This window comes from Paenibacillus antibioticophila (assembly GCF_000455265.1).
GTDB classification, from domain to species: domain Bacteria; phylum Bacillota; class Bacilli; order Paenibacillales; family Paenibacillaceae; genus Fontibacillus; species Fontibacillus antibioticophila.
Genome location: NZ_HG005139.1, coordinates 375,331 through 392,530 on the forward strand (window position 1 = coordinate 375,331; position 17,200 = coordinate 392,530).

Here is a 17,200-nt window from a genome sequence, read left to right on the forward strand (position 1 = left end):
CAGAACCTGTGCTGTTGCAAAATAATTACGATCACACTACACTGATTCAAGGAAATACACATAAGGAGAGGAGCGGAAGCCATGTCGGAATCGAAGATTCCACGGATCGTCGTGGTGGGCAGTTTGAATATGGATCTAGTCGTGACTATGCCTAGACTTCCTTTCATAGGAGAGACAATTGAAGGCAGTGCGATTCATTATATTCCCGGGGGGAAGGGGGCCAATCAGGCTGTTGCCTGCGCCCGGCTCGGGGCACACACTCAGATGATCGGTGCTGTGGGAGGCGATCTCTTTGGAGAATATCTGATGAGATCCATGAAGAAAAACGGAGTAGCTATAGAAGCCATAGCAAGGCTGGAGGAGGAAGCTTCGGGCACAGCAACCATCCTGCACACGCAAAAGGATAACTGTATCGTTATCGTACCTGGAGCAAACGGCAAGGTTACCCCGGATATGCTGCAGAAAAATGCAGAGTACATTCGCAATGCCGATCTGATGCTTGTTCAGTTAGAGATACCGACCGAGACGGTATGGCATGCCTTGACCTTGGCGAAGGCATCCGGCGTGCGTACCGTTCTGAATCCTGCACCGGCGCGTTCGTTGCCGGATGAGCTGTTGAAGCTGTGCGATTATGTAACGCCTAATGAGACCGAGTTCCTGGCGCTTAACGGTCGAAGCAAGGCAGTTGAAGAAGACCAGTCCAGTGAAGAAGTTTGGGCGGGATTGTTAAGGGAATGGGAGGATAAATACGGAAGCAAGGTCATTCTGACGCGAGGCAGCAAGGGAGCTTCTTATCTGGAGGAAGGCCGCATGCATACTGTGTCAGCTTTACCAGTCGAGGTGGTAGATACAACAGGAGCGGGGGACTGTCTGAATGCTGCGCTGGGTTATTCGCTGGCTCAGGATAGGCCGCTTCATGAGGCGCTTGCATTTGCCGTGAGAGCGGCCTCCTTCTCGGTTACACGTTTTGGAGCCCAGGCCGGCATGCCGACACTGGAGGATCTATTAAAATAATGAATGTCATTCTCGAATCGTGACTCGCGTTCCGATCGGAACAATGCCGGCTAACTGAACGACGTCCTGGTTGAACATTCGAATGCAGCCATGCGAGACTTCGCCGCCAATGGAAGAAGGGTCATTCGTGCCATGAATTCCATAATGTGGTCTTGACAGTCCCATCCAGTAAGCGCCGAACGGGCCGCCGGGATTTGGGGCTTTATTGATAATCGTATATTCGCCTTGAGGCGTCTGGGTCAGCATCTTGCCGATGCCGACCGGGAAGCCTCTCAACACGTTGTTGCCGTCAAGCAAATATAAAGTCCGGTCCGACAGGTCGACGATAATCCGATAGTCAGGCATGGAGTATAGGCGCCTGTCAGATTAATGCGATAGCCAGCAGGGTGAACAGGCTTAAGGTGAGAATGTCGTTGCCGTACCATCCGGGTCCGTAAGGTCCGGGATAGAATGCCGAGGTCTGAACCGGGCCCCCTCTTTCCGGCCGTAAGTAGACGTTATTGTAATCTACATCCACAATGGTCCCGGTATAATGCTTCATATCTCGGGTCATAATTCTGACCTTGCGATTTTTCAACCGCATACAATTATAATACGCTTCTTCCATTTGGGCTTTCCTCCTCCTTTTTTTACTAAGCTATGTATGTCGCGCATCGAAAGGCACGGCTAACGCCACCCTTGAAGCGCTGTTTCAGTGCGCCCTTGGCAAGGGTTATACAAGAATAGGAATAGATGACTTAAGTAAAAGTGGAGTGCAGGAGGGGAGGACCGAATGGCAAAATTACTTGTGATGTCCTTGCCGACAAGACAGGGTGCGGTGACGATCATTCAGGATCTATTGGAGAACGGAGTGAAGAGGGAGGCCTTGTCTGTGCTTGCCAAGACGGAGGAAGCTCTGGGCAAGGTCTGTCTGGAGACCGGCTTGCCCAAGCCTTTGCGGGGAGACGGAAACCATGCGCTGTTCCATCCGTTGATCGAGATCAGCTCGATTTTAGAGAGAAAAGCAGTAAATGTTGCCGCTGCCGGAGCTGCGGGGAGATTGCTTGGAGGAGCGGAGATTGGCTGCGGGAGCGATGACCTGGTAACTTCTCTAGAAGGAATAGGGATTCCATTAGAAGATGCAAGAAGTATGGAGCAGGCTTTGCTCAAGGACAACTATCTGCTCTTTATGGAAGGGAACGAGACAACTCCTTGGAATGCGATTGGGAAGCTGCTGGAGGAGGACAAGCAAATTACTATTTATCCGGCCTGATTCAAATAAATTAATCTAATTTTCAGGTTACAGTAAGGAAGCTTTAAGGATAGGCTGATATAGTAAACATACTCCCTCTTCTAGAATATATAGAAGCAAGACAACCATCCCTGGCCAGAGGGATGGTTGTCTTTTTGTTTTACACGATTTCTTTATCCATAGCCTTAACGATCAGAGACGCGAACAAGCTGTTGGACCAGGCGAACCATTCCCGGGAGAAATCAGCCGGATTGTCCGGATGGAAGCCTTCATGCATATATCCGGTATCCGCATCCGTTGCAATCAGGGTATCAATCAGTTCCTTGATTTCTTGGTCATCTGTAGAGGTCAGGGCCTGCATAGAGAGAGCCATATGCCATACATATCCGCCTGGAGTATGCGGACTACCGATGCCCTTGGCAAACTTTCCTTCAAAGTAGAAGGGGTTGTCAAAGCTTAAGGCAAATCGGCGGGTGTTTTGATAGATCGGATCCTCCGCCGAGACATAGCCGATGTAAGGGATGGATAACAGTCCCGGCGTCCCGGCATCATCCATCAGGCAATAGTTACCGAAGCCGTCGGTTTCATAAGCATATATTTTTCCGAATTTCGGATGATCGACAATTCCGTAAGTGCGAATACCGTAATCGATCTCCTTGCGAAGCTTCTCGGCCCGTTCAGCCATACGCTCGTCCTTGAATACCTCCAGGGCGATTTCGCGGATGTAGCCCAGAATGACGACAGCAAACATATTGGATGGAATATTGTAACCGAACAGGCAAGCGTCATCGCTTGGACGGAAGCCTGACCAGGTCATTCCCGTATAATTGACAGGCATTCCTTTTCCGTCATTTTGCAGAGTCTCTGTCTCCTGGATCGTTTGGCGCACGAAGAAGTACGGGGACTGCTCCATATGGCGCTGTTCCGTCTTAATGACCTGAAGTACCCGGTTCAGCGCTTGATAAGAGGCTTCATCAAAGACAGAGTCCAGACCGGTTGCGCGCCAGAATGAGTAGGCCAGCTTAACAGGGAAGCAGAGAGAGTCCAGCTCGTACTTCCGCTCCCACATCCATGGGCTCAAGTCGCAATGGTCAGTGGCGCGATAATGCTTATCATTGGCCGTTTCATTAAATGCGTTTGTATAAGGATCAATATTAATATAGAACATTTGCCGTGCGATGAGGCCGCCGATAATTCGTTGCAGCTCTTTGTCTTCCTTGGCGAAAGGAACATAATGAATTACCTGCTCCACAGAATCACGGAGCCACATGGCCGGAATATCTCCGGTGAATACGAAGGTTGTGCCGTCATCGAGCAGCTTCGTGGTTGTCTCAAGTGTATTAGGAAAACAGTTGCGGAACAATTTTTGCAGCTTGGGATGATGAGCGAGACGGACGTCTGTGTCGTTCAGGTATTGTTCAATAGATGCTGGTAATTTCATGTTTTAGTCCTCCTTAATCGAATCTATGGATGAGTTGCTGATGTCATTCTTCAGACAGTCTGATACTGCAAGGGTAACGATTTCGGCTTTCCCTGCCTCCAGGCTCAGCTTGCCTCGATGAAGCGCAAGGCCATCATGTCTTCGTTCCAGAACATCACTGCGATAAGCTGCGCTTGCCGGAACATGCAGCTCTACATCAAGCTTGGCGGACTGATGCCGGAGATTATACCAACGAATAATCAGATCCTTCTGCTCAGACAGCTTGAGAGCGGACAATGCCAGGCCTTCCCCTTGCCAGGATAGCGGCGCATAGGTTGTTGGCAGGCTGCCGAATTGAATTCCGGTCTGGATATGGAACCAAGGAATTTGGAACCCATAGGCTTGCTCGTAAGCCCCGGACTCAAACAGATCGCCACGGTGAAGGAAGACCGCATACTCTACGGTCTGCTCGCCAAGACACTGTGCTTCCGGTGTCGGGAATACACCCCAGTCGCCGAGCTCTCCTACCGCACGGAGCAGGGTAATAGCAATTGTATTTTTGCCGTCCCGAAGCACCTCATACTCATTCAGCCCCTTGTTGGCAATGGTCAGGCCGTTTGCTTCATCATTTACACTGATAAATGCTTGCTGATGCTGGGCGTTGCTTGGGTTGATCCATTCTGCTGCAGGAACATTATTGCGCTGTGCCGCTTCAAATATGGAATCCGCATAGTGGGTAGCACTCTCAAGCCCGGTTGGGAACAGGACACGAAGGCGATGGTCCTTGGCTTGATTATCAAATGAAGTTGATACGGTCAGCCCTTGCGCGGAATTCTCCAGACTAATCCGGGTTTTGATCCGCAGCGGCACCCTTTGTTTGCTTCGTTGCGCCTGCCGAAGGCGGAAGGGAACCATGGCATTTCTCTCGATTTCAAGCCTTTCATCTGCCCCTGCGGGAATCGCCCAATCATGCACAATCTCATAGGTAATACGGTAGGCTTCATTTTCTACCAAGGTGATCTTGGCAGGTACCCCTCGTGTAGTCAGCGCAATGTCGCCCTCAGGCTGTCTGAACACATATTCATTTCCGATATCTCCGCAGCTTTCGAAAATGCCAAGTTCATGGAAGGTGTGTCCATTCTTCAGATTTGTCAGGGAGTAGGCTCCGTCTTCACGGAATGTGACGGAGACATGCTCATTAGCCATTCCGTTCTCCAGCAGCTTCAGGGCCGATGGAACCGCTTGTCCCGAATGATCTGCACACGGATGCCAGGCGAAGCTTCGATAGCCGAGCGCGGGAACGGCCGGGGCCTCAAAGGTCAGGCGGATTTTTCTGGACATGTAGGGTTGTCTGAACTTGTCCTTCGGCAGCTCGTAACCGAAGGCTGCCCCCAAATCCTCTACCTTCGCGGCGATAGCTTGTCCGCGATCATCCAGCAATTGGCCCTTATCCGGATCCAGCGGCATTAAGCCCATTTGCTCGGCAAGCGCTGCCGGATTCGGCCCTTCCTTGAAATACCGCTTCGCCACGATTAATTCCACGCTGACGGTGCCGCTTCGTTCACGTCCAGCCGTATTGAATACGGCAAAGGGAATCGAGTCCGCTTTCCAACTGAAGTTGTGCGCAGTATCGATCTGCCCTGCGATGGCTTGCAGACTTTCTTGTACAATCGCTTGGGTCATATGCCGGCTCTTATCAAATCTTCCGACCATTTCCCGATGCACTTCGTCCACACTGCATCCGCAGATGCTGTCGTGCGGGTGGTTCTGCATCAGCGTCTTCCATGCATAGGTCAGCAGCTCATGAGGGTAAGCCTTCGCTCCTGTCAATGCGGCAAGCGCCGCAAGCGGTTCTGCTCCTCTTTCCAACAATGTCTGTCCTAACTGATTTAATTGCTTCAAATATATACGTGCCGATGCGGTGTTAACCAAGGTTCCCCATCCGTCGGTATGCTGGCTCCGGAGCTCCCCTGTAATGGTAACCAGATGGCTCGGCACCTTCCGTTGTAACGCTTCCATATATTGCGTGAAATCGGAATGAACAAAGTCCACGTCAGGATAGAGCTTACGGGCTGTCTCCAGGGCATCGCCCAAATCCGTCTGCACAGGCTGATGATCACAGCCATTCATGAAGAGAAGCTCTCCGGTAGACGAATACTTTTCGGCATCAGCCAGCTTCTTATCCCAGAAATTCTTGGCTTCCTCAGGATCAACCGGTACTTCATTGCCGTTGCTGTACCAATTCGCGAACAGAATGCCTAATACTCTGGAGCCGTCAGGAGCTTCCCAATACATTTCTGAATAAGGAGATTCATATTCGGAGCTTTCATAATCGGCGACCTGATTGTCAAAACCGGTGGGCTTCACCCCGCGGCCAAATGCAGCGACATGAATATCGGCCTGCTTAAGCAATTGAGGAGCCTGCCCCATGTTTCCGAAGGAATCCGGAAAATAACCGATCTTACATATCGTGCCATAGCGTTTGGCATCCTGATGTCCAATAAGCAAATTGCGGACATTGGCTTCCGAGCTGGTCAAGAATTCATCCTGCAGAACATACCAAGGTCCGATCGCGATCCGACCGTCAGTGATGTATTTCTCCAACAGCTCCCGTTTCTCGGGATGCACCTGCAAATAATCCTCCAGAATGATCGTTTGTCCATCCAAATGAAAATGACGATAACGTTCGTCCTGAGCAAGCGTATCAAGCAAGCTGTTCATTAGTTCAGTTAATAAGTAATGATGTGATTCGTAAGGCATGTACCATTCCCGATCCCAATGCGAATGGGAGATCAGATGAGCGGTTTTGCGGGCCATTCGGGTTCCCTCCTAATCCATTTCATTACACCAGAATGATCTTCGTAATCGGTTGCTTAGCGAAAAGCACACTCGTAAGCAGATTTGCACATCCTGAGAAAAACTACAATATGTATGATTTGCAGTAGAATTCGGGCTAGCATAAATGACACATTCAGCTGTTGAAATTGACCATTGTTAACCCTGTGTTAAAAGTGAAAAAGCCCGTAATGAAGCGGTTTCACAGCATTTCGGGCATGACAATTCAGAAACGACATATTTACGATGTCAGATCGAATTCCCTACAATTTGTGTTGTAAGCGTTAGCAAACCGCTGCTCTCATCCTGGTCGAAACTGCCAGAGGGATCGGCGGAAGAAACTGACGCATGGAGACTGGAGCTAGAGAAAGGAGAGAATACAATATGAGAAAAAACGGTCGGGTACAACCCGGCAATCTCGGCAGTCCGACACAATCTCTCGGCCGTAGAATGCTAAAGAATTGGGAACTATATCTATTTATGACCCCTGCGCTTTTGTACTTCCTGATTTTCCACTATGGACCGATGTACGGGATTCAAATTGCATTCAAAAACTTCACACCTGTTAAAGGAATCACGGGGAGTCCCTGGGTAGGATTCGATCACTTCGAGCGTTTCTTCAATTCTTATTACTTCTGGGATTTACTCTGGAATACGCTGAGCCTTAGCTTCTATGAGCTGGCGATTGGATTTCCGCTTCCTATCATTCTTGCACTCGCTTTCAATGAAATTCGCAACGGGGGATTCAAGAAGACGGTACAGACCGTCACCTATGCTCCTCACTTCATTTCAATGGTAGTCATGGCAGGTATGATTATTACATTCTTATCACCCTCCTCCGGGATCATTATCCGGATGATCGAGGCCTTTGGCATCAATGCTCCTGACTTTCTGAGCGATCCGCGCTGGTTCAAGACGGTATACGTGATCTCAGGCGTATGGCAGAGCACCGGGTGGGGAACGATTATTTATCTCGCCGCCTTGGCGGGGGTTGACCCTCAATTGCACGAAGCGGCCATCATGGACGGTGCCAGCCGATTCAAGCGGGTATTGCATATTAACCTGCCGACGATCATACCGACGATTACGATTCTCTTGATCCTCAATATGGGCAATGTGTTGGGCGTAGGTTATGAGAAAGTGCTGCTGCTGCAGAACAATTTGAATATGGAGTCCTCGGACGTCATTTCAACGTTTGTATATCGTTCGGGTCTGGTCAGCGCTCAGTATAGCTTCTCGACAGCCGTCGGCCTGTTCAACTCCGTAATTAATGCCATCATGCTCATTGCGGTGAACAGAATTGCCAAGCGGACGAGCGATACAAGTCTGTGGTAGAGGAATGGAGGGGAATCTATAAATGACAACAATCAGAGAGTCCAGATCGGACAAGCTGTTCCTGATCATAAATTATGTGTACCTGCTGTTAGCCTTGGTCGTTGTATTGTATCCGCTGGTATACATCATCAGCGCCTCTATCAGTAATCCCAAGCTCGTAAGCTCGGGTGAAATGTGGCTTTTCCCTAAGGGATTGACGTTGGATGGATACAAGCTTGTGTTTGATAATCCGAAGATTTGGATCGGTTACAGAAACACGATTTTCTATACGGTAATCGGCACGCTGCTGAATCTGGCCGTTACATTGCCTGCAGCCTATGCCTTAAGCCGTTCCGACTTTGTCGGAAGACATTTCTTTATGGGGATGTTCCTGGTCACGATGTTCTTCAGCGGCGGGTTAATTCCAACCTACTTGCTGGTCAAAAACCTGGGACTTATCAACTCGGTCGGCGCATTGATTTTACCGGTGGCGGCTTCGGTATGGAACATTATCGTGGCAAGAACCTTCTTCCAGTCGACGATTCCAAAGGAATTGCAGGAGGCGGCGCATGTTGACGGCTGTACCAATATCAGACTATTCCTGAAAATTGTGCTTCCTTTGTCCTCGCCGATTATCGCCGTTATGGCTTTGTTCTATGGCGTAGGGCACTGGAACAGCTACTTCCCGTCCCTGATTTACTTGAATGATGACATGAAGTATCCGCTGCAAATGGTATTGCGCCAGATTCTGGTCCTGCAGGAAATGTCGGCTGAGACCACAGGAGCTGCGATCAGCGGAGATATCGCCCAGGCTATGGCTAACAAGGCTGAAATAGCCGCCCTGGTCAGATATGCTGTCATCATTGTATCCACGCTGCCCGTCATTGCGGTCTATCCATTCCTGCAGCGCTACTTCGTGCAAGGGGTTATGATCGGATCGGTCAAGGGTTAATAAGAGCCCATCGTAGGGGAAGCCTCAGTACCTCAGTAAGTATTAGCTCAGTAATAACGAAGATTCTTTCTTCGGTATTATATAATTCTTTTAAAGATATAAGGGAGGATTACGAATGCAAAAGAGCAAAAAGAGCTGGGTCATGCTGTTAGCTGCTGCTATGTTGATCACGTTATTGTCTGGTTGCGGCGGCTCCGGCAACAAGAATGAACAAGGCAGTGCCGCTGGGGGAAGCTCCGCTGCATCGACAGTGAGCAAGGACGGTTTCCCGATTGTACCGGAGCCAATCACGCTGACGATGATGGCGCCGGATGTAGGTCTGCAGAATTGGGAGAACATGGCCGTTCTTCAAGAAATGGAGAAGCTGACGAACATCCGTTTTGAATTCAAGAATGCGCCGAAGGACAGCTTTGAGACGAAGAAGAACCTCGTCTTCGCGAGCGGCGACTATCCGGATGTATTCTACGCGGCTGGGCTGACTCCGGCTGAGCAGATGAACTATGGCGAGCAAGGGATTCTGATTCCGTTGGAAGACCTGATCGAAGAATATGCACCGAACTTCAAGAAGGTGCTTGATGAGAATCCGAATGTCCGTAAGTCTATTACAGCACCGGATGGTCATATCTATTCCTTGCCGGTTGTAGAATTCAATCAGCCTTGGTACCGGAACCCGCTTTGGTATAACGGCGACTTCCTGAAGGCGCTGAATATCGATAAGCTCCCAGAGACGACAGAAGAGCTGTATACGTATCTCAAACGTGTGAAGGAAGAAGATCCGAACGGCAATGGCGTGGCGGATGAAATTCCGTTGTCCTCCACAAACAACCTGCGCGACATCCGTACCTGGCTGCTTGGCGCATTCGGAGTCTATGAGGAAGAAATTTATGTGGATGACGCCGATGTTGTTCATTACACACCAATGGAAGAAGGCTACAAAGGATATCTTGCCTTCCTGAACCGCCTTTGGAACGAAGACTTGCTGGATCATGAATCGTTCATTCAAACCGCTGAACAGAAGAAAGCCAAAGCACAAAACAATCAAGTGGCTCTGTTCTCCGACTGGCATGCATACATGACACTTGGCGGCGAGCCTAGCACGGACGATCCGATGTTCGCACCGGTCAAGAGCGATATGGTAGACAAGCCCGTAATTGCAATGAACAGAGGGATTACGACTGGCGCATTTGCCATCTCGAATTCCAATCCTGCTCCGGAAGCATCCATGAGATGGGTGGATTACATCTATTCTTATGATGGAGCTCTGATGTTCAACAAAGGACCAGAAGGCATTCTTTGGGAGTACACAGATAAGGCAAACCTGGTTAAGCAATACTTGCCTGTGCCTGGCGGTGGTGACCGCGAAGATTACCGTGCGACAATAACGCCGAACTATGGGATCCCGGCACCAACGATTTCTTTTGACGATATCTACAAGGGCTTGAAGACAGATTTCGAAACGTGGGTGGATATTGAGTCGAAGACGAAGCTGTTGGATCAAGGCGCAAGAATTCCATTCCCAACCCTGTTCCTGACTCCGGAACAACAAACCGAGGTTACGACGCTCAGCTCTGACTTGACAACTTATGTTCGTCAAATGGAAGCCAAATTCGTAACGGGTGCTGAATCCCTCGATAACTGGGATAGCTATGTGCAAACCGTGAAGAAAATGGGCGGAGACCGTATGCAAGAAATCTATCAGGAAGCTTATAACACCTGGAAGTCGAACTAATATTCCGATTTCAAAAATAAAGCCCGACTGGCTCTCCGAGAATTTTCTCAGAGGGCTGGTTGGCCTTAAAGGGAATTCGACCTAAATAATGATCTAGCGAGAGGTGCGAGTCATGGATTACAAGAACGAGCTTCTGTCTGCAGACAGGAGAGCGGAGGATCTCCTCGGACGCATGACGATCGACGAAAAGATTGGTCAATTAATTCAGCCCTTCGGCTGGAAGTGCTATGAGAAAAATGAGGATGGGTCGATCACCATCACAGAGACCTTCAAGGAGCACCTTGCCCAAGGCGGAGTCGGCTCCCTGTATGGTCTGCTGCGTGCAGACCCTTGGACAGAGGTTACGCTGGAGACCGGATTAACTCCCGAAGAAGGGGCCAAGGCCCTGAATGAAATTCAACGCTACGCGATCGAAAACAGCCGTCTGGGCATCCCGATCCTGTTCGGCGAGGAATGCTCTCACGGACATATGTCGATTGGCTCGACAGTCTTTCCTACGCCGATCTCTATAGGCAGCACCTGGAATCCATTCCTGTACCGCCGGATGTGTCAGGCTGTAGCCATTGAGACGCGCAGTCAGGGAGCGGCTGCGACCTACTCTCCCGTATTGGATGTTGTTCGTGATCCGCGCTGGGGACGCACTGAAGAATGCTATGGCGAAGATCCTTATCTTGTCGCTGAATTCGGTGTGGCAGCGATTGAAGGCTTGCAGGGAGATCGGCTGGACGGAGAAGACAGTCTGCTGGCAACACCTAAGCATTTTGCGGCATACGGCAGCAGCGAAGGCGGGCGCAACGCCAAGGCGGTGCATATGGGGCCAAGGGAGCTGCATGAGGTGGATTTGCTTCCTTTCCGCAAAGCGGTAGAAGCCGGAGCCCGTTCAATCATGACGGCTTATAACGAAATTGACGGTGTTCCGTGTACAACCAGCAGCTATTTGCTGCAGGATATTCTGCGGGATGCCTGGGGCTTCGACGGATTTGTAATTACCGATTGCGGAGCTTTAGGGATGCTGGTAAATGGCCACAATACGGCCCAAGACGGGGAGGATGCGGTTGCCCAGGCGATCAAAGCAGGCATCGATATGGAGATGTCTGGAGATATGTTCCGCAATCACCTGCGGTCTGCTCTTGCTTCGGGACAAATCACTGAGGATGAGCTGGGAAATGCGGTTGCCCGCGTGTTGAAGCTGAAGTTTGAACTGGGACTGTTTGATCGACCGTACGGAGACCCGGCCCGGGCAGCGGAAGTCATCGGCAGTGAGGAACACCGCGGATTGGCAAGAGAGCTCGCACAGGAAGGCATTGTACTGCTCAAGAATGAACAGGGCACACTCCCGTTATCCAAAGCTATCCGCAAAATTGCGGTCATCGGTCCGAATGCGAATACAGCCTATAACCAGCTTGGCGATTATACTTCTCCCCAACCCCAAGGAAGAATTGCCACTGTGCTGGACGGAATTCGCTGTGCTCTTGGTGATGACGGAGAACGCGTGCTATATGCTCCCGGCTCTCGAATCCGGGACGATTCCACAGAAGGATTCTCCAAGGCATTGGCGTGCGCGTCTGAGGCGGATGCGATCGTTGTTGCTGTTGGCGGATCCAGTGCGAGAGATTTTGGCGAAGGTTCCATTGATTTGCTGACCGGAGCCTCCGTAGTTACAGACCATGCCTGGAGCGACATGGAATGCGGAGAAGGAATTGACCGTGCTTCGCTTAACCTGCTCGGTGCACAGCTCCCGCTGGTTCAAGAGCTGCGCAAGCTGGGCAAGCCATTGATTGTTGTCTACATTAACGGACGTCCGATTGTGGAGCCTTGGATTATTGAGCATGCTGACGCGATCCTGGAAGCATGGTATCCGGGTCAGGAGGGTGGACATGCCATTGCCGATGTCCTGTTCGGCGATATTAATCCGTCCGGCAGATTAACGGTCAGTATTCCCAAGATGGTCGGGCAATTGCCAGTGTATTATTACCATCGGAGAACAAGAGGCAAGCGTTATTTAGAGACCGACTTCCATGCGGAATATCCATTTGGTTTCGGGCTGAGCTATACGACGTTCAAGTATGATCAATTGCGGATCGAGCCGGCTTTCATCGGGCCGGACGGCAAAGCCTCGGTTACTGTGGATGTGACAAATACAGGAGATCGAAGCGGAAGCGAAGTGGTTCAGCTGTACATTTCCGACCTGGCTTCAACAGTTACCCGGCCTGAGAAAGTCTTGAAGGGCTTCCGCAAGATTCATCTGGCTCCAGGGGAGACTCAAACGGTGTCCTTTGAAGTGAGCCGTGAGCAGTTGGAATTTGTCGGTCCGGATCTATCAAGGATTGTAGAGGACGGAGAGTTTAATGTCCTGGTTGGCCCTAACTCGACGGATTACTTGACGGCAAGGCTGACGGTTCGGACGGAGAGGAAGTCACAATGAAAAGGATCGAGCGGTTTATCGCAGCTCTAAGCAGAAAACAGTGGAGAGAACAACGCGATTTGCGCAAATGGTCCGTTCAACGGTCCACCTATCTGGCTCCGGAAGAATATGAACATGGTCCGTTGTCAGCGGAACAAGGTCCGGTGAGCTCGTTGGATGGAGGTTACGGCACGACTTACTTCATGAGCACGGACACCTATCTCCCGGAGGAGTGGCATCCTACGGAGTTAGCCCTTCTCTATGAAGGAGGCGGGGAAGGACTCCTTCGTGTGAACGGTTCGCCTTATCATGGACTGGATCGGAATCATGGATTTGTTCCCTTGCCGGCTACTGTGCCAGGACAGAGGATGCATCTTGAGATTGAACTGTATGATCCTATTCCCGAGCCAAAGGATCCATTGAATAGGCAAGCCGTTATACGTCCGTCTGTAACGGGAGTCTCTGTTGCATTGGTGCGGGTGAACCATGCCGTATATTCGCTATTTCATACGGTAAAAAACGTATATGAATCTATAAGGTTGTTACCTCCATCCGATATGCGCCGTATTCGGCTCGCGAAGGCATTGGAGCGGATGATTGATGGACTGGATCACGGGGATGAAAGGGCGCTTGCCGATGATGAGAGAGTGTCGGTGATGGAGCGGCAGCTGGTTGAGCTTGCTGCTGTGGAGGCGGCATCCGGAGAGCGTAACGGGTTCATTCATCTGGTCGGACAATCTCATATCGATCTGGCCTGGCTCTGGCCGCTGAAGGAAACGGTCAGGAAAGCCGGACGGACGTTCTCGACGGTCTGTACGCTGATGGAGAGATATCCGGAGTTTCGATATTCCCAGAGTCAGCCTCAGCTCTATGCTTATGTGAAACGTTATTATCCGGAGCTATTTGAGCGCATCAAGGAGTATGTAAGGGAAGGTCGCTGGGAACTGGTCGGAGGGATGTGGGTTGAGCCTGATCTGAATATCCCGAACGGCGAATCGCTTGCTCGTCAAATCCTGTATGGCCAGCAGTTCTATGAGCGTGAATTCGGTACACGAACGACGATCGAATGGCTGCCGGATACATTTGGTTACTGTGCTTCCTTGCCTCAACTGCTGAAGCAGGCGGGCATTCCGTATTTTATGACGACCAAGCTTGGCTGGAATGACACGAACCCTTTCCCGTATACGTTGTTTGAATGGACCGGCATCGACGGCACCTCTGTCATTGCATACCAGAATCATGGTGTGAATGAATCGACCAGTCCGAAGGATCTGCATGAGCATTGGGAGGATTTCGGAGAGAAGAGTGAACATCCTAGCTTGATGCTGCTGTATGGACATGGTGATGGCGGGGGCGGAGTCACGCATGAAATGCTGGAGGCAGCGGAACGTTCCAATCTGATGGCCGGCCTGCCGGCAAGCCGGTATTCTACGGCCGAGGCGTTCTTTGCCGAGGTAGAGGAACGGCGTCCGGAGCTTCCCGTCTGGCGTGGCGATCTTTATCTTGAGCTGCATCGGGGCACCTACACCTCTCAGGCCTACAACAAGCGAAGTAATCGGCAAGCGGAGACGCTGTACAGGGATGCGGAAATCTGGAGTGAATTTGCCGCATGGAACGGGACAGCCCGCACTTCTGAAGCGCTTCGGGAAGGCTGGGAGCTGCTGCTGCTGAACCAGTTCCACGACATCGTTCCGGGCAGCTCGATTCCCGAGGTGTACGAGACCTCCAGGAAGCAGTACGGTGAAGTCTTCCGGATCGGAGCCCAGGTGCTGGACAACTCGCTGCAAGCCTTGTCTGTTCAATTGCAGCAAACAGAAGGAGCGAGACGGATAGAGCATTCGCTTGATCCTTCTACCGAAGAGATGACGTACCTGATCTTTAACAGTTTGGGCTGGGAACGGGAAGAAATCGTATGGATCGAAGGAGATGAACGATTGCTCGAGTGCAGCGTATTCGCCGGACAGTTGCTATTGGATAGTGATGTATGGGTGAGCGATGCAACGCTGGGCAAAGTCACGATGGCGGTTACGGTGCCGGGTGTCCCGGCCTTTGGCTATCGATCCATTCGGATTCGGAAGGCAGAGGATCAAGCGGCAAGACAGCCGAGGGCTAAGATTGATTTGAATCTGAAGGCGCCGCCAATTCCTTTTCCTGAAATTTGGGAGAATGAGCATTATCTGCTTGAATTTAACGATCAGGGAGAAATTGTGCGCTGGTATGACAAGGATCATGACAGAGAACTGCTGCCCGAGGGAGAGAAGGGCAATCAGCTCCTGTTGTTCCATGACCGTCCAACCCTATGGGATGCATGGGACATTGACCCGCGTTATGAGAAGCAGCCGGCGGGAATTCCGTTACTGGCTGAGCGCCGGGTGGTTCACAGCGGGCAGATCCTTGATGTGTTCCAGTTCCGTTGGGAATACGGACAATCTGTAATCGAGCAACAAATGATCCTTCCGAAGCAGGGGCGCCGCATCGATTTCAAGACCAGAGTCCAGTGGCGTGAAGATCATAAGCTGTTAAAGGTTGCCTTCCCGGTAGATGTGCTTGCCGACAAAGCGACCTATGAGATTCCATTTGGAGCATTGGAGCGGCCTACGCACCGCAATACAAGCTGGGAGCAGGCCCAATACGAGGTATGCGGCCACCGTTTTGCTGATATATCGGAGCGTGGATATGGCGTCAGTCTGTTGAACGACTGCAAATACGGCTATGACATCCATGGTCATACGATGCGTTTATCCTTGCTGCGTGCGCCAAGCTGGCCTGATCTGCATGCGGATCGCGGAGAGCATGAGTTTACGTATTCTCTGTATCCCCATGCCGGAGATTGGCGTGATGCGCACGTTGTACGTGAAGCGGCTGCATTGAATGCACCGCTGCGAATCATTGCTGGCGAGCAGGGAGGTCTCTATCCTGAGCTTCATTGCTGGATGGATTTCCACAGTGACCATGTTATTTTGGATACGATTAAGCCTTCTGAAGACGGCTGCGGAAGTGTGCTAAGGATGTATGAGTCGTCAGGCGGAAGAAGCGAGGCTATCCTCAGAGGCCTGTCGTCCGAGGTTCGAATCTATGAGGCGAGCTTGCTGGAAGAGGAGCGGGAGGAGCTTCGTACAGAGCAGGGCAAATTGCGGCTGAAGTTCAAGCCGTACGAGATTAAAACAATAAAAATAAAGCAGGATACAAAATAGGAGGCGGAAGAGATGAAAATTACCAGACACCCTGAGAATCCGATTGTAGTACCTGGCGGATACGAGTGGAGAAAGGTTACGGTGTTCAACCCCGCTGTCATTATTGATAATGACAAATTTTATATGATTGAGCGGACGGCAGGCTCCCTGACCCCGTGCAAAAATTTTCTTGGCTTGCTGGAGAGCGAAGACGGGGTGCATTTTACCCATGTGAAGGATGAGCCGATCCTGACGCCGGATGAACTTGGCTTCCCTTATGGCAGTGTGCAGGACCCGCGTATTGTCAAGATTGATGATACCTTCTACATGAACTACGCTCTTCGCCCATGTGCGATGAGTTACTATCCGACAAATCGCGGTGTTCCTGAACGGTCGATTCCTAAATATCCGGATGGTTGGGGGGAAGAGGAGGGGCATTGGCTGACCCGTTCCTCCATCGTGAAGTCCAAAAACCTGATTGATTGGGAATTCGTTGCCGATACAACTCCGCTGGACATAAATGACAGGGACAATATCTTGTTCCCTGAGAAGATTAACGGCAAATTTGTTCTGCTCCGTCGTCCGGAAGAATATATCGGCGAAAAGTATGGAACCGAGAAGGCTGCGATGTGGATCACGTACTCCGAGGACTTGATTCATTGGGAAGAGCCCAAGCTGCTGGCTAAGGCGGAGAATATGTCCTGGGAGTCCCGGAAAATCGGCGGATCGACGCCGCCGGTGAAGACAGACCGCGGCTGGCTGGTGCTGTACCATGGCGTTGATGATGAAATTGTATACCGGGTAGGAGCACTGTTGCTTGACCTGGAAAATCCGGAAAAGGTCATTGCCCGTACCAAAGATTTTATTATGGAGCCGGAAACCTATTATGAAAAATTCGGCTACCAGATTCCAAACGTTGTATTCCCGACAGGCAATGTAGTGAAAGACGGTCTACTCTATATTTATTATGGCGTTACAGATACGGCAATCGCATTGGCCACGGTTCCCGTAGAGGAATTGGTAGATTACATTCTGGAGCAAGCTGAGTAAATCAGTGCAACCTATCTGGATATTACAAACACATGCAACAAGGCAAGGGGCTGTCTAATCAGTCCCCAAAATGAAAAG

The 17,200-nt window shown here is 50.8% G+C and carries 12 protein-coding genes; 8 read left to right on the forward strand and 4 right to left on the reverse strand.

Translation table 11 applies throughout. The annotated features are described in order from the left end of the window. Nucleotides 1-81: 81 nt before the first annotated feature. Entirely contained in the window at nucleotides 82-1,014 is a 933-nt protein-coding gene (rbsK, locus tag TX85_RS01600; RefSeq protein ID WP_071784145.1) for a ribokinase, read from the forward strand. A 6-nt stretch (nucleotides 1,015-1,020) separates the two neighbouring features. On the opposite strand, the gene TX85_RS01605 is transcribed toward rbsK, so the two are convergent. Both TX85_RS01605 and TX85_RS01610 read right to left on the reverse strand, forming a co-directional pair. After that, a complete protein-coding gene (locus tag TX85_RS01605; RefSeq protein ID WP_044477392.1) occupies nucleotides 1,021-1,359 on the reverse strand; it encodes a L,D-transpeptidase in 339 nt (112 codons plus the stop codon). 16 nt (nucleotides 1,360-1,375) lie between these two features. Next, nucleotides 1,376-1,621, reverse strand: coding sequence for a hypothetical protein (locus TX85_RS01610; RefSeq protein ID WP_044477394.1), 246 nt, complete (start codon nucleotides 1,619-1,621; stop codon nucleotides 1,376-1,378). 165 nt (nucleotides 1,622-1,786) lie between these two features. Here TX85_RS01610 and TX85_RS01615 point away from each other — a divergent pair, with 165 nt between their 5' ends. Continuing rightward, nucleotides 1,787-2,266 carry a hypothetical protein gene (locus tag TX85_RS01615; protein WP_044477395.1) on the forward strand — a complete coding sequence of 160 codons (480 nt, stop codon included), beginning with the start codon at nucleotides 1,787-1,789 and terminating at the stop codon, nucleotides 2,264-2,266. Between the two features lie 139 nt (nucleotides 2,267-2,405). Here TX85_RS01615 and TX85_RS01620 read toward each other — a convergent pair whose 3' ends face one another. Together TX85_RS01620 and TX85_RS01625 are read right to left on the reverse strand one after the other, a co-directional pair. Beyond that, on the reverse strand, nucleotides 2,406-3,686 hold the full coding sequence (locus tag TX85_RS01620; protein ID WP_044477396.1) for a glycoside hydrolase family 125 protein: 1,281 nt from the start codon (nucleotides 3,684-3,686) through the stop codon (nucleotides 2,406-2,408). A gap of 3 nt (nucleotides 3,687-3,689) precedes the next feature. Beyond that, on the reverse strand, nucleotides 3,690-6,482 hold the full coding sequence (locus tag TX85_RS01625) for an alpha-mannosidase (RefSeq protein ID WP_044477397.1): 2,793 nt from the start codon (nucleotides 6,480-6,482) through the stop codon (nucleotides 3,690-3,692). Between the two features lie 402 nt (nucleotides 6,483-6,884). Here TX85_RS01625 and TX85_RS01630 point away from each other — a divergent pair, with 402 nt between their 5' ends. From TX85_RS01630 to TX85_RS01655, 6 genes are all read left to right on the forward strand, one after another. Further along, complete coding sequence (locus TX85_RS01630) at nucleotides 6,885-7,835, forward strand: ABC transporter permease (protein WP_044477398.1); 951 nt, start codon at nucleotides 6,885-6,887, stop codon at nucleotides 7,833-7,835. Nucleotides 7,836-7,857: 22 nt separating this feature from the next. After that, on the forward strand, nucleotides 7,858-8,766 hold the full coding sequence (locus TX85_RS01635; RefSeq protein WP_044477400.1) for a carbohydrate ABC transporter permease: 909 nt from the start codon (nucleotides 7,858-7,860) through the stop codon (nucleotides 8,764-8,766). A 115-nt stretch (nucleotides 8,767-8,881) separates the two neighbouring features. Continuing rightward, on the forward strand, nucleotides 8,882-10,495 hold the full coding sequence (locus tag TX85_RS01640; RefSeq protein ID WP_044477401.1) for a type 2 periplasmic-binding domain-containing protein: 1,614 nt from the start codon (nucleotides 8,882-8,884) through the stop codon (nucleotides 10,493-10,495). 112 nt (nucleotides 10,496-10,607) lie between these two features. Beyond that, nucleotides 10,608-12,920, forward strand: coding sequence for a glycoside hydrolase family 3 N-terminal domain-containing protein (locus TX85_RS01645; RefSeq protein ID WP_044477402.1), 2,313 nt, complete (start codon nucleotides 10,608-10,610; stop codon nucleotides 12,918-12,920). Then, nucleotides 12,917-16,093, forward strand: coding sequence for an alpha-mannosidase (locus TX85_RS01650; protein ID WP_044477404.1), 3,177 nt, complete (start codon nucleotides 12,917-12,919; stop codon nucleotides 16,091-16,093). Before TX85_RS01645 ends, TX85_RS01650 begins: the two co-directional genes overlap by 4 nt. Before the next feature lie 12 nt (nucleotides 16,094-16,105). After that, entirely contained in the window at nucleotides 16,106-17,122 is a 1,017-nt protein-coding gene (locus TX85_RS01655; RefSeq protein ID WP_044477405.1) for a glycoside hydrolase family 130 protein, read from the forward strand. The last annotated feature ends 78 nt before the right edge of the window (nucleotides 17,123-17,200 follow it).

Coding starts and splice junctions, on each gene's coding strand:
- TX85_RS01630 (WP_044477398.1), top strand. CDS start 6,885: ATGAGAAAAAACGGTCGGGTACAACCCGGCAATCTCGGCAGTCCGACA.
- rbsK (WP_071784145.1), top strand. CDS start 82: ATGTCGGAATCGAAGATTCCACGGATCGTCGTGGTGGGCAGTTTGAAT.
- TX85_RS01625 (WP_044477397.1), bottom strand. CDS start 6,482: ATGGCCCGCAAAACCGCTCATCTGATCTCCCATTCGCATTGGGATCGG.
- TX85_RS01615 (WP_044477395.1), top strand. CDS start 1,787: ATGGCAAAATTACTTGTGATGTCCTTGCCGACAAGACAGGGTGCGGTG.
- TX85_RS01640 (WP_044477401.1), top strand. CDS start 8,882: ATGCAAAAGAGCAAAAAGAGCTGGGTCATGCTGTTAGCTGCTGCTATG.
- TX85_RS01635 (WP_044477400.1), top strand. CDS start 7,858: ATGACAACAATCAGAGAGTCCAGATCGGACAAGCTGTTCCTGATCATA.
- TX85_RS01620 (WP_044477396.1), bottom strand. CDS start 3,686: ATGAAATTACCAGCATCTATTGAACAATACCTGAACGACACAGACGTC.
- TX85_RS01605 (WP_044477392.1), bottom strand. CDS start 1,359: ATGCCTGACTATCGGATTATCGTCGACCTGTCGGACCGGACTTTATAT.
- TX85_RS01645 (WP_044477402.1), top strand. CDS start 10,608: ATGGATTACAAGAACGAGCTTCTGTCTGCAGACAGGAGAGCGGAGGAT.
- TX85_RS01610 (WP_044477394.1), bottom strand. CDS start 1,621: ATGGAAGAAGCGTATTATAATTGTATGCGGTTGAAAAATCGCAAGGTC.
- TX85_RS01650 (WP_044477404.1), top strand. CDS start 12,917: ATGAAAAGGATCGAGCGGTTTATCGCAGCTCTAAGCAGAAAACAGTGG.
- TX85_RS01655 (WP_044477405.1), top strand. CDS start 16,106: ATGAAAATTACCAGACACCCTGAGAATCCGATTGTAGTACCTGGCGGA.